We start from the raw sequence: 24,717 nt of genomic DNA on the forward strand, positions 1-24,717 counted from the left end.
TTAATCTCTACCGTTTCTTCACCGATTCTCTCTCCACCAGCTCCGGTTGAAACACCGTATCCTCTATAACGGTATGATGCTCAATCATGCTGATCAATTGTCTCGCCGCCATGATTCCCATCTCTGTCTTTGGGTGGGTCATCGTTGTCAGCTTCACGCCGGAAGCTACGGCTAGCGTCGAATCATCGAAGCCGACCATAGACACATCCTGCGGAATTTGCAGCCCGCATTGTCCGGCAGCCTCAACTAAAGACACGGCCAGCTCGTCGTTATAACATACAAACCCCGTTGGTCGTAACTCATCCGGCTGCTTCAGCAATTGGATGGCCTGATTATACGGAAAACTTCCCTTCTGTTCCGTTGTATACGTAACCACCCGCTCTGGCGAAACGGGAATTCCCGCCTCGCGATGCGCACGCAGAAAGCCTTTCAGCCGGTTCACACCCTGAAGATCGTCCCGCTTGAAGAATCCGGCGATCGCCTGGTGTCCGTTCTCGATCAAATGACGCGTGGCCATATAACCGCCAAACTCATCGTCAAGCTTCAGACAAGGACATTCCAGCTCCCGATACTTCTCATTGATCATCAAAAACGGAATTCCCTTCTCCTGCAGGGACAGAAAATACGTCAGATTCGGGTTGCCTTCCGCACTCTTGGTCGGCTCGATAATCAGCCCGCTAAGCGGCTGGCTGGTCATGAGCTGAAGACTCTCCATCTCCTTCTCCTTGTTGTTATCGGTACTGGAGAGCAGCAGGCGGTATCCCTTGCTGCGCAGCTCCGCTTCCGCTCCACGAACGATATGCGGGAAGATATAATCCGAGATGTACGTTGTTATGATGCCAATCGTCTTAACCTGCTCGCTCTCCCGCCGCTCGGGGTTTCTAGCAAACGTCCCTTTGCCCTGAATCCGTTCCAGCCAGCCTTCCTTCTCCAGCTCGCCGAAGGTTTGGCGGACCGTCTGGCGGCTTACGCCGAACTGGTCAGCGATTTCATGCTCCGAAGGAACCTGCTTGCCTGCTTGAAGCCGGCCGGATTCAAACCAGGAGAGCAGTTCGTTTTTTAATACAATATATTTGGGTATCCGTCTATTATTCATCATTCACCTCTAGCCTCACGCACTCATTATGTTAGGATTACCTGCAATCCCAAGTTATCTCGCTATTGTAACACAGGCCAGGGGAATGCTGACAGAACCAGTTACCGCAGACGGTATGCGGCTTCACTCCAGCGGAGCTCGTTCTTGAAGCGCGGTATCGTTGTATCCTTATCAATAATGACTGCTTCAATGCCGACCATCTCCGCCCAATCGCTCAAATGCTCAGCCGTCATGGCATAAGAGAGAACGGTGTGATGCGCTCCGCCAGCCAATATCCACGCTTCCGCAGACTCGCGAAGGGATGGCTGCGGTTTCCACAGCACACGCGCTACCGGCAGCTTCGGCATCGGCTGCTCCACCTTGACGCCATCCACCACATTCACCAGCAGTCTGAAGCGGTGACCCAAATCGATCAGGGAAGCATTGACGGCCGGGCCGTCCTGGCCGTTAAACACGAGACGCGCCGGATCTCCCTTGCCTCCGATCCCGAGCGGATGAACTTCTAGCGTCGGTTTATCCAGTGCGATGGTCGGACATACCTCCAGCATGTGCGAACCAAGAATCATATGATTTCCCGGCTCGAAGTGATAGGTGTAGTCCTCCATGAAGGAAGTGCTTTTATTGCCCGCAAGTACCTTCAACACACGCGTCAGGGCAGCTGTTTTCCAGTCCCCTTCCCCGCCGAAGCCGTAACCCGACTCCATCAGACGCTGTACGGCGAGTCCCGGAAGCTGCTTCATCCCATGCAGATCCTCAAAGGTCGTTGTGAATGCGCCAAATCCGCCCTCTTCCAGGAAACGACGAAGCGCAATCTCGATCCGGGCTTGATACGCAATCGAATCGCGTACAGGACCGTCGCTAAGCCCTTCCTTGGTTATGGAATACAACTCCGCATATTCGTTCAGGAGCGCCTTAACCTCTTCATCGCCGACTTCATTCATGCACTGCACAAGATCACCGATGCCATAACCGTTCACGGACCAGCCAAGCTTGATTTGCGCCTCCACTTTATCCCCTTCGGTTACCGCCACCTGGCGCATATTATCACCGAAGCGGGCCACCTTCAGCCTGCGGCTTTCGGCATAGGCCGCGGCAGTCCGCATCCAGCCTGCTATGCTGTCGCGAACCTCCCCGTCTTCCCAATGGCCCACAACCACCTTGCGGGCGATGCCGAGACGGGCGCCGATATGACCATACTCGCGGTCACCGTGCGCGGACTGGTTCAAATTCATAAAATCCATGTCAATCGTTTCCCAAGGGATATCCCGGTTGAATTGGGTATGGAAATGAAGAAGCGGCTTCTGCAATTGGGATAGCCCCGCAATCCACATTTTGGCCGGGGAGAAGGTGTGCATCCAGGTCATAATGCCTGCGCAGGACTCGTCCTTGTTAGCTTCAAGAATCAGGTTGTATATTTCATCGGGTGTCGTTACGATCGGCTTGAACACAATGGGATAGGAAAATACAGGATCTTTATCAAACTCCGTTGCCACGATGCGGGAATGCTCAGCGACCTGCTCCAGCGTTTCGGGGCCATACAAGTGCTGGCTTCCGGTGACGAACCAAAAAGAATGCGGTTTCAAATTCATAATTATAACGCCTCCTGTATGAATGCTCACTCACAAATTTGTACATACCTATAAACAAAATAGACCTAGTTTCTTATAAATGTACGTACAAGTTGAATCACTCACATTCTACCCCCGCATCTCAAAAATAGCAAGATCAAAATAAAAAAAGCCTGGAAAACCAGACTTTCAGAGTATCGAGAAAGTCTAGAGGACTTTTCGACACTTCATTTTTTATATGGGGGGCTCATCTTTTAAAACAAAAATCGATTTAAAACGATCTGAGGCCCCTAGTTTAGGGACTATTAAGGCAAATCTTAACCCCCTGCAAAAAAACAGGGGGTTTCTCGACAGCCTGAAAAGCCTGGAAAACCAGGCTTTGCTTTTTTTATTTAATCGTATATTTGGCCTTGGGTACTTATGATACAGGACATACATATCACCCGATTCTTGGGCCAACTCCTTCACTCTCTGGATCTCAGCTTCGATAACCTTTTTTTCCTCTGCAGATATAGGCTTGGCTGCTTCGTCTGTTTTTACTGCGCCTTCGCCGCGAGACTTACGGAAGAACCCATTAATAAAATGCTGCTTAGTGTCGCGATCGCTACTTTCGTTGCTGCCTTCATTTGGTAATGCTCCTCTCCTATGATTTTTTATTTTTATAAACTACAACTGTAGTTAAATAATGTCAACACGGTTCGTGCAGATTTTTTTGTTTTCGTTGAATACAAAAAAAAAAAAAAGCTGCCCCTGCAGGTTAAAACGCAAACCCAAGTGACAACCCTTAATTATGATCATTTCATATAGGATATCGGTACCCGATCCGGATAATCCGTAATAATCCCATCCACATTCGCTTGAAGCACGTAAGGAAATTGCAGCATGTCCCGAATGGTCCAGACTATCGTTTTCATTCCGGATTGATGGATCTTTTGAACCAGCCCCTTAGAGACCAGTCTCAACGATATATTCACATATTCCGCATAGGCTTTCATATCCTCCAATCGCTGCTTGGATAAGTCGCCCGCACTGGTGATAATAACGCCCAGCGGGATATCGGGCATGATCTTGTGGAACCGAAGCAGCGAGTTCGTATCTGCAGACTGCACGATGATCAGGTCCTTGTACCGTTCACCACCATCAGCGCCGAAGATATGCCTACTCAAATCGTCTGCGACCTTTTGCTCGATACCCGGATACCGGGAGGGAGACTTCAATTCGATCAACAACCCGATACGCCCTGCGAAATGCTCAAGCACCTCCGCCAATGCAGGAATGACTTCTCCTTTAAACGCCGAACCGTACCATGAACCTGCATCCAGCCGACGCAGTTCCTCGAAGGTTAAATTACCTACCTCTCCTTGCCCATCCGTGGTTCGCTCAACCGTGGAATCGTGAATCACAACAACCTGCCCATCCTTACTCAATTGGACATCCAGTTCCAGCATATCCGCTCCCATATCAAACGCTTTAACAAAAGATGCCATCGTATTTTCCGGGGCATAACCCGACGCCCCCCGATGGGCGATATTGACCCAAGACTGGTCTCGATTTACGTCAGTGATATTTTGAGAACCGGTCATTGCAAGCACAACTGCTAAGATAAAAATCAATCTTTTCATTGGGCTATCAATCTCCTAGTCGTACCTTGTTCACTACATAGCTACCTCGTGAAGGATCATTTCAGGACATCCTGCCCATCTCCATCTGATGCTAATTCTTCCCGTTCTGCTTCAAGTTCAGTCAGAGATAAATGAAGAAGCTCGATGGTCCACCAGGTATAATTATTGTTCATTTTGTATTTGGCTCTTGTAATATGAACGTAAATGGAGTAATTTGTACATATATGAACATTATGAATTCATTAAAATACAATCTTGAGGAGATGAATGAACATGGAAAGACGTTACGCCTCACACCCGAACGAAGTGAAACAATTTGACACGGAAAGACTCCGCAAGGAATTCCATATCCCCGTCCTGTTTACACCTGACAAGCTGGAGCTTGTCCTGACACACGAAGATCGTATGATTATCGGTGGCGCCGCGCCCGTTCGAGAGCAGGTCAAACTGGAAACGGACCTTAAAGAGCTGGGTGTTTCCTCTTTCCTGGAACGCCGTGAACTTGGCATTATCAATATTGGCGGACATGGTACCGTGCTGGTTGACGGTACGGAGCATGAGCTGAACAACAAAGAATGCTTGTACGTTGGCATGGGCACGGAAGAAGTTATTTTTAAAAGCACGGATCCATCCACCCCGGCCAAATTCTATTTAAATTCTGCTCCGGCGCACCAAACATTTCCGACAGCCAAAGCCACTTTGGAGGAAGCTGATTCCAGCGCTTTGGGCGATATCAAAAATTCCAATGATCGCGTGATCTATCGTTTCATCCATCAAAAAGGCATTGAGAGCGCCCAACTTGTTATGGGTATGACCCTGCTGAAAGAAGGAAACATGTGGAACACGATGCCTGCCCATACCCATCCAAGACGAATGGAGGCTTATCTCTATTTTGATTTACCGGAAGAAGCTGTGGTCATCCATCTGATGGGCGAACCTAATGAAACGCGGCACATCGTTATGCGCAATGAACAGGCCGTGATTTCGCCAAGCTGGTCGATCCACAGCGGCGTAGGCACAAGCAACTATACCTTCATCTGGGGTATGGCCGGAGATAATAAACGTTATGATGATATGGACCCCGTGTCCATAAAAGATTTAAAATAGAGGGGATTATCCATTAACCCACGGAAGAGTTGAGATTCATATGAACCCGTTACGACGCTATGAAAAAATAATGGAGTACCTTCTAACCCATAAAGAAGTGACTGTCGCCGATCTAAGCCAGCAGCTTCAGGTGACCGGAAAAACGATACGCGAGGATCTGACCAAGCTGGAGGAACAGGGTCTAATCGTTCGTGTGCATGGCGGGGCTGTGCTTGCGCACAGCGATCAATTCGGCATCCTGCCGTCCAAAGAACCACTTGCCAAGCACCCGAATGAAAAGACCGAAATCGCGCTGAAAGCACTGAAGCATATCAATGCCGACGACATCATTGCCCTGGACGGAGGAAGCACCACGCTGGAGATCGCCCGCAGGCTGGAAGACGTACCCTTAACGGTCATTACGAACGATGTCTATATCATCAGCGAACTGGCGACCAAGAATCATATCCGTTTGGTAGTACCGGGGGGCTACCGGGTCCGGAACATGCTTGCAGGCCCCGAAGGCGTATCGTATGTAACCCAGTTGAACATTCAAAAGGCCTTCATATCCGCGACGGGCGTCCATCTTGATCATGGATTGTCCATATATACCGGGGATTTGATCCCTTTCAAACGGGCATTAATCGAAACCTCGCTGGAGGTTTATGCCGTTGTCGACCATCATAAATTCGGGCAAACGGCACTAAGGACTTTTTCATCCCTGCAGGAGATCAGCGGCATCATTAGCGATGCGGGACTGTCTCCCGAGACGATCAAGCAATATGATGGTGCCGGCGTTACTATGCTGTAACCGCTGCATGAACCATAACGACCGGCCAAGCTTCATACGAATCTAATAGAGAGCAAGTGAGAGGGGATTTACGGAGTATGAACAGGTTTGATTTATCAGGCAAAACTGCAATCGTCACCGGTTCCGCCAGAGGATTGGGACAAGGCATCGCGATAGCTCTAGCCGAAGCCGGCGCGGATATCGTTGCCGTGTCCATGAATACAAGCGCCGAAACGATAGATGCCATCACTTCACTCGGCAGAAAAGCTTCCGAAATTCAGGTCGATCTAAGCGACCAGAGCAAACTTCAGCAGACTTTTGACCAAGCATTGGAGCTAACGGGGCACGTGGACATCCTCGTGAACAATGCCGGCATTATCCGCCGGACACCGGCCAAGGATCATGGTACACAGGATTGGCTTGACGTGATTGATTTGAATCTGAATACCGTATTCTTACTGTCCCAACTGGCCGGAAGACATATGATTGAACGCGGTAGCGGCAAAATCATTAATATCTGCTCGATGCTGTCCTACCAAGGCGGAATCAACGTGCCCGGATATACGGCAAGCAAGCATGGTGTTGCCGGTCTTACGAAAGCATTGGCTAATGAATGGGCAGCTAGCGGCATCCAGGTGAACGGAATTGCTCCCGGTTATATCGAAACCGATAATACGGCAGCCATCCGCCAGGATGAGGAACGACGTACTTCCATTACAGACCGTATTCCTGCCGGACGCTGGGGTAAACCCGAGGATATTGGCGGACCTGCCGTATTCCTCGCTTCCGCCGCTTCGGATTATATGAACGGACATGTACTTTGTGTTGATGGCGGATGGATGGCCCGTTAAGATCTTAAAGCGCTGTATCAAAAGCATGTCAATCTAAGCTTCAATTCAATCTAGCGATAAGAGGCTGTGCTTTTCCGCTGCTGCTGCAGGCGGAGGAAGCACAGCCTCTTTTTTGTCCATTTTCCTCTTTCATCTGATTAGAGACCCTAAGTTCTTGCCGGGTACCGACATTTCACGAATATACGAACCATCCTTTGGGACATCCTAACTTTACGAAATGGGCCTCGAAGGACCGTGAATAAAGAAAGGATGGTTTCTGGAGTCATGCGCGGAACAAAATCGATACGTTGGATCAGTCTTGCCTGTTTATTCACACTGATCGGTTCAATAGTACTTACCGGATGCACCCCTAACAGCAATGACCGGGTGCCAACCCCCAATATGGGCGTAAACCCTTACCGGGTGAACACCGGCTTCCTGCTTCGGAATGCCGTGGAACGCGGAACCCTGCGAATTGCAACGGAACGGGATTATCCCCCCTTCAGTTACCATGGAACGGGCGGAAGACTTACGGGTTTCGATGTGGAAATCGCTGAAGAGGTTGCCCGTCATATGGAACTAAGAGCAGAATTCGTTGAGACCGAGTGGGAGAACTTGCTGCCAGGGCTGACAGAAGGCAAATACGATACCGTCTTCAACCAGATTGAAGACCGGCCGGACCGGCGGGCCCTTTATGACTTTTCCGTTGCTTATCTATCCTCTACTCCGGTTCTGCTTGTGCGTTCCTCAGGCAAAGATCAGATCCGTACCTTCTCGGATATCAAGGGTAAGCGTGTCGGCCTGAACCCCACCGGAATCTATAAGGATATGGCTAAGAAACATGGAGCGGACATCGTCCCGATCAAATATATATCAGATGCAGCCCACAAGCTCGCAAATGGAGAGCTGGATGCCGTCATTTCGGACCAGTTATCTGTGACCAACCTGAAGCAGCAGTTCCCGGATCTGCCGGTTGCTACCGCTGAATCCGCCAATCAGGTGTTCGAGATTTCCGCCGCCTTTGTAAAAGGGAATCCGGATCTCGTCGCTGCCGTTGATAACGCACTGGCCACCATGCAGCAGGACGGAACGTATTTGACCATTTGGAACAAATACTTTGGAGACGCTCCGGTGAGTTATAAAGGCATCCATGATCGAAAGGTTAAATAGAATTTTCAACATTCAAAATTCCTGACAAAAAGGCGCTTGCTTTCCTGAATACCAGCAAAGCAAGCGCCTTTTGAATTGTGCATATTATGATTCTTCGGCTGTCTCTCCCGCATTCGCTTCCTCAGCGTCCGCTTCATCCTCTGTCTCTGCAGCCTCAACGGCACGAGGCACGATGACGGTTGCGAGAACCTCCTCATCCGAAGCGTGTAATGTAATACCCTCCGGTACCTTAATATCTGCAACCGTAAGCTTGTCACCTATCTCCAGAGCCGATACGTCTGCTTCAAGGGTGGAAGGCAGTTTGCCTGGCAAGCCCTCTACTTCGATTTCGGTCACCTGGGTTTGCAGAATACCGCCAGATTTCGTTCCGACAGCAGTACCATGATAATCTACCGGAATGCTGACACGAACCGGTTTATTCATGGAGATCCGCAGAAAGTCCACATGGGATACAGTGCCGCGTCTCTTTTGAATGTCCTTAATCAAAACCGGAATTTTACCGGAGCCTGGAATATCAAGCTGGAATACCTCCGAACGTCCGGTGTGAAACAGCTTGGCCGTATCCTTGAAATTAACAGCAACCGGGATGCTTTCCTCTCCCGCGCCGTATACTACGCCGGGGATTCCGCCATTTTCGCGAAGCACTCGGCGAGAAGCCCGTGTAAATTCGTTACGAACATCTGCTTGGAGTTGAACTGTGTTTCCTTTTGACATGAGTGACATCCTCCTTTATCGAAAACAAAGTCTATCTCATTATTACCCTATTTACCTGCTAACTAATCATGAGATGCAGATGTTTTAAATTTCAATCCAGTGGGTAATGAATGGTACCCCTTTTGAAATATAAATAATGGGAGCCCCCCTTTCAGTACAAAAGGAGGGCTCCTTATTTTTTTGCGATACAATCCTCAACTCGCCATATCCCGCTGCTCTTGGCCCGCAGAGCCTTCATCTTTGTGACTTCGCAGCGAAACCCGTACCTTTGCTTCATCCGGCGGAATATCGATAAACCAGTCGTTCTCGCCTTCCCGATCCTCCCAATCATTCAACCTGACGATACAGCCGACCCGCCTGGTTCCGGAAGCCGCGTAGAAGACCGCTCGGGCTTTGCCGCCGTCCACCTTTAAGAATGGCACGCCGCCATCCTGCACGCCCGTTCCCCACACCCATACGTTCCAGCCATCATAAGCTTGATCACGTCTCTCATATTCGATCTCAACGGTAGTCAGCCCTTGCTTCTTCTGGGCCTGATCCTCGTGCAGCACCATCAGCGACAGCCCTGGGACGGCTATTGCTCCTTGGTCCAACGTCTCGATCGTATCCGTACCTGCTTGGCGATCATTCACCACGATGTTCCAGCGGTAAGGCGTAGGCGGCAGATCAACCGTCATTTCACGCTCATTCCCGTTCACGATCACAACGATCTGTCCCCAGCTATCTTGGGCGGCATGATGCGTTAAACGGTAGGCAATGATCCGATCACTGCTGAGCAGCACTTCCATATGTTCCTCGATCTCTTCTCTTGTGGCCATGCGAAATGCCGGATGGGCTTTGCGCAGAGCAATAAGGCCTTTATAATAATCAAACACGGGTTTAAATCGTTTCTTGTTCGACCAGCGGATGGCATTAACGGCATCCCCGCTGCGGTAGCTGTTATGATCGCCAAATTTCGTGCGAAGCAGCTCATCGCCGGCATGCAGCAGCGGAATCCCCTGAGAGAGCAGTACAATGCCGTTAGCCAGCAAGCTGCGGCGCACAGGCGCTGCCGACATCACATCTTCATCAGGAATAACAACATAAGGCTTCGATGCAGCGGTTGCCTGCCATATATCGCCGCCGTTAACCAGCTTCCCGTCCATCAGATGGAGCAGCCCTGCCTGCTCTTCCATCCCGTGTGCCACCAAAATTTTGTCCCACAGATTCAAATTATCGTGCACGGTGACGTAATTGACCGTCTCATCCGGATGCAGCGCAAAATCATGGATCGAGCCCATCATCCCTTCAACGACTGCACCCTCGTACCACGGTTCGCCCGTAGCAAACCCAAGGCCGCGCCCGTCATTGTCACCCTTAATGGCATGCCGGAAATGATCATTAAATACAGCAAAGCCTTGACCCTTCTGGCTTCCTTTGACGGTCTGCTCCGTTAACGGGCTCAAACCTCCTGTCCAGGGCTCACCGTAAAACAGAAGAGAGCGATCCACCTCACGACGCAGCTCGCTTACAATCTCTTTCATCGTGCTTGTATCGATCAGAGCCATCAGATCAAACCGAAATCCGTCGATGTGATACTCCTCGGCCCAGTACTTTAAGGAATCCTTGATATATTTGCGTACCATCGGCTTCTCCGTAGCCAGCTCATTGCCTACGCCTGAACCGTTTGATAAATTTCCATTTCCATCCTTGCGATAGAAATACCCCGGCGCTAATCGTTCAAACGGACCGTCATCCACCGTATACGTATGGTTGTAAACCACGTCCATGATGACACGGATTCCCCTCGCATGCAGAGCCAGAATCATCTCCTTCAGCTCCCTGATGCGCACAATAGGATCCGTAGGGTCTGTCGCATATGAACCTTCAGGAACGTTGTAATTTTGCGGATCATACCCCCAGTTATACTCGCGGTTCAAGCAGCCGGTTTCATAGCCGTCCAGCTCATTGACCGTTCGAAAATCAAATACCGGCAGCAGATGCACATGGGTTACACCCAATTCTTCAAGATGATCCAGGCCCATGGTATTCCCTTCGGAATCCCGCAGGCCACCCTCCGTGAATGCCTTATATTTTCCTCTATATTTCATTCCCGAATCGGTATGAATCGAGAAGTCGCGTACATGAAGCTCATAGAGCACCGCATCCGTAGGCTTCAGCAGCTCGGGTCTAACATCCTGCTCCCACCCCGGCGGATTGCTCTTCGCCAGATCAACAACCGCCCCGCGGCAGCCGTTGGCGGACACCGCTGTTGCATAGGGGTCAACGGCATAACACACGTCACCATCCACTGACTCAATTTGGTACATATAATACGTTCCATGAAGATCCCTGTTTACGACAGTCGACCATATACCGTCGCCACTATGTTCCATTGAATATAAAATACCGCCCTCGTGATCCGTTACGAGACCTTGCTCGTTATACTCTCCCGGACTTTCATACAAAGCCAGTCTCACATGAACCGCTTCCGGAGCCCATACCTGAAAGGCCGTTCCCTCTCTTCGGTAGGTTGCCCCCAGCTTAACACTAGTGCAGCTCTTGATCATGTCCATAGTCATCATCACCGTCACTTATAAGTAGATTTACTTCCTAGTATGGGCGCCTGAATCATAAGACAGACCTCTAGCACATGAATGTAGAACGCTTTCATATACCATGATATGCCAAAAGCCCTGATTTGGTTTGGGTTTGATGCCAATTAACTATATATTTAGGCTATTATACTAGCAAATATGCCGGGTGTCTTTCTTTTGACAAAAAAACATCTGCCCAAATGGACAGATGTTGTCAATGTATTGCTATCGTGGAAAAAGATTAGTAGAGTCCTCAAAACAAACGAAGTGCTTCATCAATTCCTAAGAGCGTTCGGGGCTTCTTCCCCTTACTCGCCTGTAACTTCTATAGATTCCACCAGAGCCACTACTTCCTCTGCGGTACCCATTTCAATTGCTTTGGCAGCGAGTGCCTGCATATCACTGCGGGACAGCTTCCCGATCTGGCTGCGCGCCGGAAGAATGGATGTAGCGCTCATGCTAAACTCATCCAGCCCCAAACCGAGGAGAATCGGAATCGCCGTGGCGTCACCGGCCATTTCACCGCACATACCAACCCAGCGGCCTTCGCGATGAGCGGCATCGATAACCATTTTAACCAGTCGCAAAATCGCCGGATTATAGGGTTGATACAAATAAGAAACCCGTTCATTCATGCGGTCAGCGGCCATCGTATACTGGATAAGATCATTCGTCCCGATACTGAAGAAATCAACCTCTTTAGCAAACTGATCCGCAAGCACCGCGGTGGATGGAATCTCCACCATGATCCCGAGCTGGATCTCCTCGGATACCGGAATGCCTTCGCTTACAAGCTTGGATTTCTCTTCCTCCAAAAGCGCTTTGGCTTCGCGGAATTCACCGAGTGTCGCGATCATGGGAAACATGATTCGCAGATTGCCATGGACGCTGGCGCGGAGCAGTGCCCGAAGCTGTGTTCTGAAAATATCCTGACGGTCCAGACACAGCCTAATGGCCCGGAACCCCAGGAATGGATTCATTTCCTTAGGAAGATCCAGATAAGGCAGCTCCTTGTCCCCGCCGATATCAAGCGTGCGGACAACAACCGGCTTGCCTTCCATTTTCTCCAGTACCGATTTATAAGCGACATACTGGATCTCTTCGGAAGGAAGTTTATCTCTGCCCATGTACAGGAATTCCGTGCGATACAGTCCTACCGCTTCCCCGCCATTCTCCAGTACGCCGGTTACATCGTTTGGTGTCCCGATATTGGCGGCCAGCTCCACATGGATCCCGTCCTTTGATACCGTCGGTTCGGAGCGGAGTTTCTTCCATTCCTCGACCTGTTTGGCATAAGCATCCTGCTTCGCACGGTATTGGGCTACGATAGCCTCAGTAGGATTAATGATGACATCCCCTTCCAGCCCGTCAACGATGATCAAATCCCCGTTTTGGACCGAAGAGAGCACGTTTTTCGTTCCGACGACAGCCGGAATTTCAAGCGAGCGGGCCATGATGGCAGAATGCGAGGTACGCCCGCCAATATTCGTCGTAAATCCTTTAACGTAGTTGCGGTTCAACTGCGCTGTATCCGACGGAGTCAAGTCCTCTGCAACCACGATCACTTCTTCGCTGATTTCGGATGGACTGACATAATTCAGGCCGAGCAGATGCTTAAGAATACGTTTGGTTACGTCGCGCATATCCGCTGCCCGCTCCTGCAAATAGGCACTCTTCATGTTCTCGAACATTTGAATGAATTGGGCTGCTGTTTCATTTAAGGCGTATTCCGCGTTAACCGAATCGGAAGCGATTTTCGCTTTGACCGGTTCAATCAATTCCGGATCATTCAGGATGAGAAGGTGAGATTCGAAAATCTCAGCCTTCTTCTCCCCGAGTTCCTGAAGCGTACGGGTTTTGATCGCTTCCAGCTCAGCCTGGGACTGAGCCAGCGCCGCATCCAGCTTCGAAAGCTCGGCATCCGTGTCTGCCACTTGCTTTTCCGTAACAGAGTAATCGGGATGCTCCAGCATAAAAGCACGTGCAATCGCGATGCCCGCGGAAGCTGCGATTCCTTTCAAATTATTCATGAAGCTCGCCTAACCCTTCGTTCACCATTACTTCTTGCAGTGCTGTCAGCGCTTCGCTCTCATTGCCGCCTTCCGTGATCAGTGTCAATGTATCACCTTGCTCCAATCCGAGGGACAGAACGCCCAGGATCGATTTCAACGTTACTTTTTTACCGTTAGCTTCGGCAAATGAATTGGTATCCTGGAATTTGTTCGCCGTATTTACCAATGCTGTTGCTGGACGTGCGTGAATTCCATCTTCGTCAATAATTCTGAATGTTTGTTGCATGTTCATCATCCTACTTTCGTATATTTTAATTTTTTAAAATCCTTGAGATAACCTTGAAGTTAAGGTTTCAATATGGTGATGATCCCTTGTTCACCGCTTTTTACTTCACCGGTCTTGTTCAGCTTCACAGAAGCTCCTTCCGGCAAATTCGAGAAGATCACAGGAGAGATAATCGATTTGGCATTCGCCTTCACATAATCCAGATCCACTTGCATGATCGGTTGGCCCGTAGATACCAGATCCCCCTCCTGAACAAGCACTTCAAACCCTTGCCCCTTCAGCTTAACGGTATTGACACCGATATGGACAAGCACTTCCTTGCCGCCATCGGACATAATGCCGACCGCATGCTTGCTGGGGAATACGTTAAACACGGTTCCGTTAACAGGAGAAGCGATCGTTCCGTTATGAGGTAATACCGCAAATCCATCCCCCGTCATTCGTTCTGCAAACACAGGGTCAGGCACGTGCGAAATATCCATAAGCTCTCCATCGACTGGAGATACAATCTCCTCCATGACAAGCGTTTCTCCGTCCTGACCCGCCTGCTGCTCCTCTCGAGCAGTCGGCATCGTCTCCACATCCGCTGCTGCAGGTGCGGTAGTCGGTGTTATACCCGACATAATGTCCTGGATTTGTGATTTAATCGTATCGGAACGTGTTCCGAATATCGCCTGGATATTATTCCCCACCTCCAGCACACCTGACGCACCCAACTGTTTCAGCCTTGTCTTATCGACATGACCCTTATCTTTCACCTCTACCCGAAGACGGGTAATGCAGGCATCCAGATGCGCAATGTTAGGTTGGCCGCCAAGCGCATTCAGAATGTTAAGCGGCAATTCATTTTTGCTGTCACCACTTGTTCTCTGGGAGCCTGATTCCGACTCCGATGCAGAAGCTTCCTCCCGGCCCGGCGTCTTCAGATTGAATTTCCGAATGACAAACCGGAATCCGAAATAATAGATTACTGCCATGATAGCACCAACAATGAGTACATTCCACCATGGCGTCCGATTCGGAATGACACCGAATATCATGTAATCGATCAGGCCGCCCGAGAAGGTCATGCCGATCTTGGTACCCAAAATATGCATGGTCATGAAGGATAGACCTGCGAACAGCGCGTGTACGACGAACAAGATCGGTGCGACAAACAGGAAGGAGAACTCAAGCGGTTCCGTGATCCCGGTCAAGAAGGAGGTCAGCGCTGCCGATCCCATAATACCGGCAACGAACTTTTTGTTCTCCGGTCTCGCTTCATGATAGATAGCAAGCGCAGCAGCAGGAAGACCAAACATCATAAACGGATATTTACCCGTCATGAAAGTGCCTGCCGTAAACTCGACGCCATCCCGAAGCTGAGCCATGAATATATTTTGATCACCGCGCACCATTTGACCTGCCTGATTCAAATATTCCCCGAACTCAAACCAGAATGGAGAATAGAAAATGTGGTGCAGACCGAACGGAATCAATCCGCGTTCCACAACGCCGAACACAAAAGCGGACAGCGTCAGGTTTTGCTCCAGCATAAAATGGGATGCAGTGTTAAGCGCAGACTGGATCGGTGGCCATATAAAGACCATTAACAGACCAAGCAAAACGGAAGTTGCAGCCGTCATAATCGGAACAAACCGTTTTCCTGCAAAAAAGCCCAGATAGGACGGAAGCTCTATTTTGAAAAATCTTCGGTACATGCTTGCCGCTAATATACCTACAATAATCCCGCCGAATACCCCGGTTGCCAGGGTCGGAATGCCAAGCACGCTGGCATATTCGTAATTCGTGCCAATCATCGATGGCGTCACACCTATAACGCTGCCCATGGTAACGTTCATGACAAGGTAACCGATGATCGCAGCAAGCCCGGCCACACCTTCGCCTCCGGCCAAGCCGACGGCAACCCCCACTGCAAACAGCAAGGATAAATTCGTGAACACGATTTGTCCCGCATTCATCATGACGGTGGCAGCTGCTTGTACCCAAGCCGCATCGAGCCACGGTGCATACTGAAGGAAATCGGGATTGACCAGCATATTTCCAAGACCAAGTAATAGTCCGGCCGCCGGCAATATGGCCACGGGCAGCATCAAGGCTTTACCGACCCTCTGCAGGACGCCAAAAAGCCGCTTAAACATGAAAATTCTCACCCTCTATCTAGTTGTGATCACAAGCTGAATGTAGAACATCATAAAACAACCAAATCAAAAAAAGGCATGAGTAACCACGGGAAAATGGATGGCTAATCTCATGGATTAGATTACCCAAAAATGGGTAATAACAACCAAATTCCTGCAATACTCATGCCTGATCGAATCAGTTACACGTTTGATTTGAAGTTTTATGCTTCATAACTGTTCGTATTGTAACATCGTTCATTTTTCGTTGCAACCACATGGTGCGGGACTTAATAAAATCTTCACATTTGCTAGTCCTGCTCTTTTCGCTGGACCAGCCGCTCCAGATGAATGGTCAAATAACCGGCTTCAGCGGGATATACGGGCTTCTTTAGTCGCTGCTCCATCATCTTTGTCAGTTTCCATGCCAAGGAATACGTCTCGGGATATTCACGCTTCAGCAGACCATCCAATGAACTCGTCTCGTTTACCGCTTCTCCCCGCCGAATCCGCTCCAACGCAAACCGGAGATGGGTTAGTAGACGGGAATAATCCAATGTACCCCTCGGGATGACATAATCCAGCTGCTGTTCAACGGTATGGACTAGATCCGCGATCAGCTCCGAATGTTTGCGAACCTCCGAAATGTGCTGGTTTGTGAGCGCGCCGTGAAAATGAAGGGCAATGAAACCGATTTCCTCTTGGCCCAAGTCAACCCCAAGCTTCTCCCGGATGGTATGGACGGCGTATTCCGCCATCTCGTACTCTTCTGGATACATCTCTCGGGTTTCGTATAAAAAGGGATTATGAATATAGAGTCCTTGGGCATGGCGTTTAATGGCAAATGCAATATGGTCAGTCAACGCAATGTGGATATGCTCATTCAGAGGAGCGTCGCTGGATTTGGCAGCATTCAGAATAATGTCATTCATCGCCTCAATCAGCTTCTCATCGATATGAGGCACCAGCTGCTTATACTGCTCCTGCTCCTCCGGTTTGGTCAAAATGAACATCTTCTCGGCAGCGGAGGCCAGGATACGGTCTTTATTCTTCCGGTTAAAGCCAATTCCCTTGCCAATAACAACAACCTCGCCATGTTGAGGATGCTTCGCTATGATTACATTATTGTTCAACACTTTAGCCACTTGTAAGCTGCTCACGTTTGCACCTCTTTTTGATTCATACACGTATACTCGGATATCTTATCAGAAATATCAGAACGCGGCAAAATCATATGTGGTTGCCAAAGTCTCCAAAGCGCCGTACCGCTGCCTGTGACCGCTATCCAATCCTACTTTGCCGCACGTTCTATTCTTCCTTCGCAGCACTTGTCTCAACAGGCACCGGTACCGGTACAAGCTCCTGCTCCACAGCTACCGGCTTTTGGGCTGGGGCCGACTTCTTGGTCAAACCTTTAATCAGTTCTTCCACATCAATCCCTGACACACTCTTCAGCATTTCAGGCGCCGTGGACATCAGCTCAGTCACATAATTGCTCACGCGAGCTGCTCCCTCGCCTTTGCCTGTATCAACAACCGTCAGCTTGTCGATGGACGAGATTGGCTGAGCAATCTTGCCAGCAAGCTCAGGCAGCATTTTTACAATGATGTCGAGCACCGCAGCTTCTCCGAACTTCTGGAACGCTTCGGCGAGTTTTTCTTTGGCATCGGCTTCGGCAATACCGCGCAGGCGAATGACTTCGGCTTCAGCCGTACCTTTCGCACGCTCAGCATCAGCGACCGCCATACCATCCAGGCGCTTCTGTTCGGCAGAAGCTTTTGCCTGTGTCTCGATGGAATACTGAACGGCATCCGCTTCGCGCATCTTGCGGGCTTTATCCGCTTCGGCAGCCTGTTCCACCGCGTAGCGATCCGCTTCGGCTTTTTTCTTCACGTCTGCATCATACTGCTTCTCGCGCACCATGATTTCTTTTTCCTGCAGATCGATTTCACGTTCCTTGCGAACGAGTTCGACCTTCATCTGCTCTTCAACCACTGTTTGTCTGGCACGGGCTTCCTGGATATGGTAAGCCTGGTCAGCTTCCGCCTTCGCCGTATCCTGCTCCTTCTTAAAGGAAGCGACCTTCAGTTCTCTTTCCTTCTCGGCTTCCGCGATATTGGTATCGCGAACGACCTCGGCCTTCTGTCCTTCTTCTTCCGCGCGCGCTTTCTGAATCCGCGCGTCACGCACCGCTTCGGCTTCGGCAATCTCCGCATCCCGCTTTACCGTAGCGATCCGCGGTTTACCCAGCGCTTCTAGATATCCATGCTTATCGCGAACGTCCTTAATGGTAAAGGAAACGATCTGCAGTCCCATCTTCTTGAGGTCTCTTGCAGCGACACCCTGAACCTCCTGCGCAAATTTATCGCGGTTACGGTAAACTTCCTCTACCGTCATGGAACCGAGAATGGCGCGAAGATGACCTTCCAGCACTTCCTGGGCTTCCCCCTTCAGCGCTTCAATCGGCTTACCCATGAATTGCTCGGCTGCCGTTGCCACATCTTCGATCGAGCTTCCCACTTTTATAATGGCTACCCCATCGGCCATAACCGGAACGCCTTGCTCCGTATACACTTCAGGAGTCATAACATCCAGTTTATGAGATAAGAGCGATACAAATTCGGAGCGCTGAAATACGGGGAGTATAAAAGCGCCACCGCCGCGCACGATTTTGATTTTGCGGCCGGATTCATCCTCCGACAAATTTTTGCTTCCCAAAAAAGAACCGGTTACGATCATCGCTTCATCCGGGCTCACCGTTTTGTAACGGGCCCAGAACGCAAGTCCTAACACGACAATGACGCCTACAACAATCGACGGAATTACTAAGAATTCTGGCATTGAATCAATCCTCTCCTTTTCGTTCTTCCAGTTCAGACACTCTCAGGACACCCTCAACAACATCGACAACCACCACACGAACACCTGCGGGGAGACTTTGGCGATCAAAGCTGGACGCGATGTGCGTCGTGTTGCCTGCACCAACCTTGACCATCACTTCACCGAATCCTTCTGCTGGAAGCGGTACGGTGACTACGCCGATCATGCCCGCGAGCTCCTTAATGGAGAAGCCCGTCGAGTTCTCGCTGTTCGCCATCGGTTTCACGTAGCCGAAGTAGACGAGAATCGAAATGACGATAGCCGCTAAGACAGACAGCGTTACATGGGCACCTGCCGCTAATTCCGTGTATTTCGTCAGCATGATTCCGGTACCGCCAAATACGGTGATTCCTCCAGCGATCACAACCGGATTGAAAAAATCCACTGACAAAAAGTCCAACAATCCGTCAAGCGCCGAGCTAAGTATGTCGCCAAGCACCACGGTTACGATGGCAAATATCACGCCGCCGATCAGACAGCCCCAATATAACGCTTCCATGTTGATTGCCCCCTCTGGAATTCCTTACTGTGTATAACAAGTAATACGGCAGAATGTTTGCTAAAGTTTCAATTATTTCCCTCAAACGTATGAAAATCTCTTCATATCTATATTCCACGTCCCAATTAAAAAGCCTGCACGGCATGAACCGGCAGGCTTTGAAACCATTTCTATTCCTTGTCATGTAACGACAGGACAACCCTTATAGCGACATTTTATAAATCTCCACGACGTCATCACGCTGCAGCTTGCGGAAGTTGCCAAAAGGACCAAACCGCATCGCCTTATCGGCCATAGCCTCGATCTGGCTGTCGTCAATATCGTACGCTCCCAGCGTGCTTGGCGCACCAATGGAAGTCCAGAAGCTGCGAAGCGCATCGATTCCTTCCAATCCGATGGCTTCATCGGTTTTTCCGGCCGGGTCAACTCCGAATACATTCACGGCAAGTGACTTGAAGCGCTCAGGATCCGCACTCCGATTATATTTCATCCAATTCGGGAATAGAATCGCCAGTCCGCCGCCATGCGGTATATCGTATACGGCAGATACCGCGTGCTCGATGTTATGGGTTCCCCAATCGCCGGCCATCCCCATATTGATCATACCGTTCAGCGCCATCGTTCCGCAGTACATCATCGTCTCGCGGTGCTCATAGTTCTCCAGATCCTCAACCAGCTTCGGCGCCGTATCGATAACGGTACGAAGAATTGTTTCGCAGAAGCCGTCCTGTACCGGCGTATTGGTATCTTGATGGAAGTAGTGTTCCAGCACGTGAGACATGATATCTACGATTCCGTACACCGTCTGATCCCGCGGAAGAGAGAACGTGTGCACCGGATCCAGAATCGAAAATGCAGGGTAAGCATGAGGGCTCCCCCAGCTCATCTTCTCTTGGGTTACTTCATTGGTGATGACGGAGCCGCCGTTCATCTCGGATCCCGTTGCAGCCATCGTAAGCACGGTTCCAAGCGGGAGACCCGCTTGCGGAACGGCTTTGCGTTCGACGAAATCCCACATATCGCCGTCGTATTTGGCACCAACGGCAATGGCCTTGGAGCAGTCGAGGACGCTTCCGCCGCCAACGGCCAAAATAAGGTCAATGTTATGCTCCCGGCACAATGCCACGCCCTTATGAACCGTCGAAAGGCGCGGGTTCGGTTCCACTCCGGCGAGCTCCGTCACTACTGCATTCGCTTCCTTCAGCAACGTGATAACCTGATCGTACAGTCCGCTGCGCTTGATGCTGCCGCCACCATATACGAGTAATACGTTCCGGCCGTATTTGGCCACTTCACTACTTAAAGCGCTCAGTTGGCCCTTGCCAAAAATCAACCGAGTCGGATTATGAAAGACAAAAGGTCTCATGTACATTACCTCCATTGCATCTTGTTCGCTTCTATTTCTATGTTGCATGCTTTTTCATTCTATACCATTCCCCTCATGCAAAACAAACAGCCGTCCTTCTCCAGAAAGATCGGCTGTTTGAATGATGATCATCGTTATCGTTAACTTCAATCCATCATATATCCATCAATGAATGTCTATTTGCTGTCTGGGACGTATCCCATGTGGCTCATAAATCGCTGAAATGCCTGTTGTCCTTCCGCCGTCTGTTTGTACACCCCGGCATGCTCCAAAATCATCGTAAATTTGTGGCCGACCTCCCGGCGAATCAGCTCGATCGCCTCGGCTTTATCCGGCGCGGCTGCTCCGTGGCCTCGCAGTTCCTCGATCCAATCCCCATGAATGGCAAGCGGATGGTCCGCGGCCAGGCTGTCTGCATACAGTTCCTCGTTCCCCGCCAGGATGTCGGCGATTAGATCGAGCTCTTCCTTAAGCCGGCCCGGCAGGATCGCCAGCCCCATCACTTCAATCAAGCCGATGTTTTCCTTCTTGATGTGAAACATCTCCCGGTGAGGATGGAAGATCCCTTCCGGATATTGCTCATTCGTGCGATTGTTCCGCAGAACCAGGTCCATCTCATAGATGCCCTCATCATTTCGGCGAGCAATCGGAGTAACCGTATTATGGCGGACCCGCTCTCCGTCCACTTCGCTGAACGCTTCAATGTCTGCTGAAGGATCACTGTAGATTTTCCATGCCTCGTATATGCTGTTCGCGCATTCAAGGAGCGAATCCCGATCGTTTGAGGATAGCCGGATCACCGACATCGGCCACTTCACGATGGCAACGGATACGCCCGGGTAATCCCGGTGCACAAATCCGGCCACCTTCGGTGCTTTCTGAATCGGGAAAGTATGGCGTCCCCCTTGAAAATGATCATGCGTGAGAATCGAGCCCCCGACAATCGGAAGATCCGCATTCGAGCCGAGAAAATAATGTGGGTAGGCATCGACGAAACTCAAGAGGCGGGCAAGCGTCGCTTTAGTCAGCTTCATCGGCACATGGTCATGGTGGAACACAATACAATGCTCGTTATAGTAAACATACGGCGAGTATTGGAAGAACCACGGTTCTCCGTTTAGCTCCAGCGGAATAATGCGCAGGTTTTGCCGCGCCGGGTGATTGACCCTGCCTGCATAACCGACATTCTCGCGGCAGAGCTGGCATTTAGGATATACCGGCGGAGGGAGCAGTTTAGCCATAGCGATTTCCTTCGGACTCTTCTCCGGCTTGGAGAGATTGATGGTAATCTCAATATCGCCATACGCGCTAGCATGCCGCCAGTATTCGTTTTTGGCTACGCGATCCATGCGAATGTAGTTCGAGTCGATGCACAGGTTATAAAATTGCCGGGTAGCCTCGATAATCCCCTGCTCCTGCTGAGCCGCTCGGAACCGAGCGGTTACTTCCAAAGGTCTTGCCATGAGACGGCCCATGATTTTGGCGTCCAGCAAATCCCGGTACGTATCGGTATTCTCGGGGATCATGCCCTGCGCCGCCCCGTAATCGATCATGATGTCGAGCATCGTCTGAGGCCCATCTGGTATCGGGTCGTTCACTTCGTCGCCGTACGGTTCGCTGAATCCGAAATCCTCCAGCAGCAGATTGCGGCTGTAATCAGCATCGGCTTCCTTAATCAAGCCTTTATGAAGTGCAAAACGCACCAGCATTTCAATCGCATGAAGAACCTGCTTAGATTCGGGAGTTCCTGATGTTGCTGCATTCATGGTCATCGTCCCCCTTGGATTAATTATCACCGTAACCGTCCGGACGGCTGCTGTGCCATTTCCATGCGCTCTCGATAATCTCCTCAAGCGTCGTTCGGGATGGTGTCCATCCGAGAACCGTTCGCGCTTTGTCCGATGACGCCACCAATACCGCAGGGTCACCGGCACGGCGAGCTTCCATGACAACCGGAATATCGGCACCCGTCACCTGCTTCGAGGTCTCAATCACTTCCTTCACCGAGAACCCGAGTCCGTTGCCGAGGTTAAACACATTGCTGGACTCTCCGCGGCGGAGGTACTCAACCGCGCGCAGATGCGCGTTCGCAAGATCGCTGACATGAATGTAGTCACGGACGCATGTGCCGTCAGGCGTTGCATAATCATCGCCAAACACCGAGATGCTTGCACGCTGCTTCAAAGCCGTTTGCAGGACAAGCGGAATCAGATGGCTTTCCGGCCGGTGATCCTCGCCGATCTTACCGCTGGCATGCGATCCGGCTGCGTTGAAGTAACGAAGGGACACATACTTCACGCCAAGCACGGTGTCAAACCAGGACATCATCCGTTCCATCATCAGCTTGGTTTCCCCGTAAACGTTCGTCGGCTGCGTCCGGTCCGTTTCCTCGATCGGCACCTTCTCAGGCTCGCCATAGGTTGCTGCCGTTGACGAGAAGACGATCTTACGCACACCCGCTTCATTCATGGCTTCCAGCAGGCACAGCGTTCCGTATACGTTGTTATCGTAATATTTCACCGGATCTTTCATGCTCTCGCCGACCAGAGAATTCGCGGCAAAATGGATAACGGCATCAATGTCGTTTTCCGAAAACAGCTGCTTCAGCAGCGCCTTGTCACGCAAATCGCCAACATACAGCTTTCCGCCGAGCAGCGCTTCGCGATGCCCCGTCTCCAGACTGTCGATCACAACAACCTCTTCCCCCTGCTCCAAGAGCTCCGCTACGGTGTGAGAACCGATATAACCCGCGCCGCCAGTTACTAAAATAGCCATATTATTCGCCCTCCTTCACTTCATGCACACCTTGACCTACGCCGCATACGTAGAAGTCCGGCTTCAGTCCCGTTCTGGCTTCGTACTGCTGTCCCACTTCCGTGATGAAACGTTCCACCGCATCCTCGTGTACGAGGGATACCGTGCAGCCGCCAAAGCCGGCTCCCGTCATTCTGGAACCGAGCGTGCCCGGAATCCGCTGGGCTTCTTCCACCAGCGCATCCAGCTCATCACCCGTGACTTCGTACAGATAACGTAAAGAGTCGTGGGACTGGTTCATATATTGTCCGAATGCTTCCAGATCACCGTTCCTCAAGGCCTCCACGGAATCATGCACACGCTGGTTTTCCTCAACGACATGCTGGGCACGTCTTCGGACCGTTTCATCGCGGATGCTGTCCTGCAAGGTTGCGAATTGATCCGGGTTCAGTTGAGCGAGATACGATAACGCTGGCAGCTCCTTCTGCAAAATTTCCAAAGCGCGGTCGCACTCGCTGCGGCGTTCATTATATTTGGAATCGACGAGTCCGCGCCGTTTGTTGGTATTCGAAATCACGATTTTGTACGCTCCAGTCCGGAAAGGCACCAGCTCATACTCCAGCGTATCGCACATTAACAGAATCGCATGATCCTGCTTGCCGTTGGCTACGGCGAATTGATCCATAATGCCGGAGTTGACGCCGACGAACAGGTTCTCCACCCGCTGCGAAAGCTTCGCAATCTCCACCGTATCGGTCTCCTTGCCTTCCATCTTCAAGAAGGCGTAAGCCGTGACCACTTCGATGGATGCCGAGGACGAGAGGCCTGCGCCGTTCGGGATATCCCCATGGTAGAGCAGGTCATAACCACTGCTAAGGTTGCAGCCGATTTTATTTAGCTCCGTTATGACGCCGACCGGATAATCCGTCCATTGATCGCTTTTGTGGCCATAATCATCATCCAGGCTGATCGTTAGTTCATAGGGGATATTCGTCGATGAAAAGCTCACCTTGTTATCGTCGCGCGGCCTTATAATCAAGGTGGTGCCAAACTCCAAGGCGGCTGGAAGCACGTAACCTCCGTTATAATCCAAATGCTCCCCGATCAGGTTCACGCGACCGGGTGCGTTAAATATGCGAACCTTATGCTGGCTCTCACCGTGCTTGTCCATAAATCTTTCCATAAGCTGTTGCGTCGTCACTGCCATCACTCCATCCTGTACATATGGTAGTTTTACTGTCTTCAGTATAATAGAAATCTCGTTAACCGATAATGAAATCTTGTGCGTTACATATGGATTTATGTGACTTCTGGAGGTACAATGAATTCATAAAATCAACGATGTGCC

The 24,717-nt window shown here is 50.6% G+C and carries 19 protein-coding genes; 4 read left to right on the forward strand and 15 right to left on the reverse strand.

Going from position 1 to position 24,717, the window contains the following annotated elements; translation table 11 throughout:
• Positions 1-7: 7 nt before the first annotated feature.
• From ABEW73_RS14650 to ABEW73_RS14660, 3 genes are all read right to left on the reverse strand, one after another.
• On the reverse strand, positions 8-1,096 hold the full coding sequence (locus ABEW73_RS14650) for a GntR family transcriptional regulator (RefSeq protein ID WP_430167184.1): 1,089 nt from the start codon (positions 1,094-1,096) through the stop codon (positions 8-10).
• 101 nt (positions 1,097-1,197) lie between these two features.
• Positions 1,198-2,685: an L-arabinose isomerase gene (gene araA / locus ABEW73_RS14655; protein WP_430167186.1), complete on the reverse strand. Its 1,488-nt coding sequence runs from the start codon at positions 2,683-2,685 to the stop codon at positions 1,198-1,200.
• 773 nt (positions 2,686-3,458) lie between these two features.
• Positions 3,459-4,286 carry a glycerophosphodiester phosphodiesterase gene (locus ABEW73_RS14660; protein ID WP_430167188.1) on the reverse strand — a complete coding sequence of 276 codons (828 nt, stop codon included), beginning with the start codon at positions 4,284-4,286 and terminating at the stop codon, positions 3,459-3,461.
• A 273-nt stretch (positions 4,287-4,559) separates the two neighbouring features.
• Between ABEW73_RS14660 and kduI the strand changes: the two genes are divergently transcribed.
• The 4 genes from kduI (at position 4,560) to ABEW73_RS14680 (ending at position 8,162) form a co-directional block, all read left to right on the forward strand.
• Positions 4,560-5,393, forward strand: a complete 834-nt coding sequence (gene kduI / locus ABEW73_RS14665; RefSeq protein WP_430167190.1) for a 5-dehydro-4-deoxy-D-glucuronate isomerase — start codon at positions 4,560-4,562, stop codon at positions 5,391-5,393.
• A gap of 40 nt (positions 5,394-5,433) precedes the next feature.
• A complete protein-coding gene (locus ABEW73_RS14670) occupies positions 5,434-6,183 on the forward strand; it encodes a DeoR/GlpR family DNA-binding transcription regulator (protein ID WP_430167192.1) in 750 nt (249 codons plus the stop codon).
• A 77-nt stretch (positions 6,184-6,260) separates the two neighbouring features.
• A complete protein-coding gene (kduD, locus tag ABEW73_RS14675; RefSeq protein WP_213645457.1) occupies positions 6,261-7,013 on the forward strand; it encodes a 2-dehydro-3-deoxy-D-gluconate 5-dehydrogenase KduD in 753 nt (250 codons plus the stop codon).
• Positions 7,014-7,277: 264 nt separating this feature from the next.
• Positions 7,278-8,162 (forward strand): transporter substrate-binding domain-containing protein, encoded by an 885-nt coding sequence (locus ABEW73_RS14680; protein WP_430167194.1) that lies wholly within the window; start codon positions 7,278-7,280, stop codon positions 8,160-8,162.
• An 84-nt stretch (positions 8,163-8,246) separates the two neighbouring features.
• Here ABEW73_RS14680 and ABEW73_RS14685 read toward each other — a convergent pair whose 3' ends face one another.
• The 12 genes from ABEW73_RS14685 to ABEW73_RS14740 all read right to left on the reverse strand — a co-directional run bounded on the left by ABEW73_RS14685 (position 8,247) and on the right by ABEW73_RS14740 (position 24,570).
• Positions 8,247-8,876, reverse strand: coding sequence for a 50S ribosomal protein L25 (locus ABEW73_RS14685; protein WP_430167196.1), 630 nt, complete (start codon positions 8,874-8,876; stop codon positions 8,247-8,249).
• A gap of 194 nt (positions 8,877-9,070) precedes the next feature.
• Entirely contained in the window at positions 9,071-11,425 is a 2,355-nt protein-coding gene (pulA, locus tag ABEW73_RS14690) for a type I pullulanase (RefSeq protein ID WP_430167298.1), read from the reverse strand.
• A 335-nt stretch (positions 11,426-11,760) separates the two neighbouring features.
• Positions 11,761-13,482 carry a phosphoenolpyruvate--protein phosphotransferase gene (ptsP, locus tag ABEW73_RS14695; protein ID WP_430167198.1) on the reverse strand — a complete coding sequence of 574 codons (1,722 nt, stop codon included), beginning with the start codon at positions 13,480-13,482 and terminating at the stop codon, positions 11,761-11,763.
• Positions 13,475-13,750 carry an HPr family phosphocarrier protein gene (locus tag ABEW73_RS14700; RefSeq protein ID WP_009591829.1) on the reverse strand — a complete coding sequence of 92 codons (276 nt, stop codon included), beginning with the start codon at positions 13,748-13,750 and terminating at the stop codon, positions 13,475-13,477. Before ABEW73_RS14700 ends, ptsP begins: the two co-directional genes overlap by 8 nt.
• Before the next feature lie 59 nt (positions 13,751-13,809).
• The gene (ptsG, locus tag ABEW73_RS14705; protein WP_430167200.1) at positions 13,810-15,891 is read right to left on the reverse strand and encodes a glucose-specific PTS transporter subunit IIBC; all 2,082 of its coding nucleotides are present in this window, start codon (positions 15,889-15,891) and stop codon (positions 13,810-13,812) included.
• A 290-nt stretch (positions 15,892-16,181) separates the two neighbouring features.
• Positions 16,182-17,030, reverse strand: a complete 849-nt coding sequence (gene glcT, locus ABEW73_RS14710; protein WP_430167202.1) for a glucose PTS transporter transcription antiterminator GlcT — start codon at positions 17,028-17,030, stop codon at positions 16,182-16,184.
• Positions 17,031-17,178: 148 nt separating this feature from the next.
• The gene (locus ABEW73_RS14715; RefSeq protein WP_430167204.1) at positions 17,179-18,711 is read right to left on the reverse strand and encodes a flotillin family protein; all 1,533 of its coding nucleotides are present in this window, start codon (positions 18,709-18,711) and stop codon (positions 17,179-17,181) included.
• A gap of 4 nt (positions 18,712-18,715) precedes the next feature.
• On the reverse strand, positions 18,716-19,249 hold the full coding sequence (locus ABEW73_RS14720; protein WP_076320476.1) for a protease: 534 nt from the start codon (positions 19,247-19,249) through the stop codon (positions 18,716-18,718).
• A gap of 202 nt (positions 19,250-19,451) precedes the next feature.
• Entirely contained in the window at positions 19,452-20,615 is a 1,164-nt protein-coding gene (locus ABEW73_RS14725) for an iron-containing alcohol dehydrogenase (RefSeq protein WP_430167205.1), read from the reverse strand.
• Positions 20,616-20,791: 176 nt separating this feature from the next.
• Positions 20,792-22,381, reverse strand: coding sequence for a UDP-glucose--hexose-1-phosphate uridylyltransferase (locus ABEW73_RS14730; RefSeq protein ID WP_430167207.1), 1,590 nt, complete (start codon positions 22,379-22,381; stop codon positions 20,792-20,794).
• Positions 22,382-22,400: 19 nt separating this feature from the next.
• The gene (galE, locus tag ABEW73_RS14735) at positions 22,401-23,390 is read right to left on the reverse strand and encodes a UDP-glucose 4-epimerase GalE (protein ID WP_213645466.1); all 990 of its coding nucleotides are present in this window, start codon (positions 23,388-23,390) and stop codon (positions 22,401-22,403) included.
• A gap of 1 nt (position 23,391) precedes the next feature.
• On the reverse strand, positions 23,392-24,570 hold the full coding sequence (locus ABEW73_RS14740; protein WP_430167300.1) for a galactokinase: 1,179 nt from the start codon (positions 24,568-24,570) through the stop codon (positions 23,392-23,394).
• Positions 24,571-24,717 lie beyond the last annotated feature (147 nt).

It is taken from the genome of Paenibacillus lautus, from assembly GCF_050482385.1.
Classification (GTDB): domain Bacteria; phylum Bacillota; class Bacilli; order Paenibacillales; family Paenibacillaceae; genus Paenibacillus_AQ; species Paenibacillus_AQ lautus_B.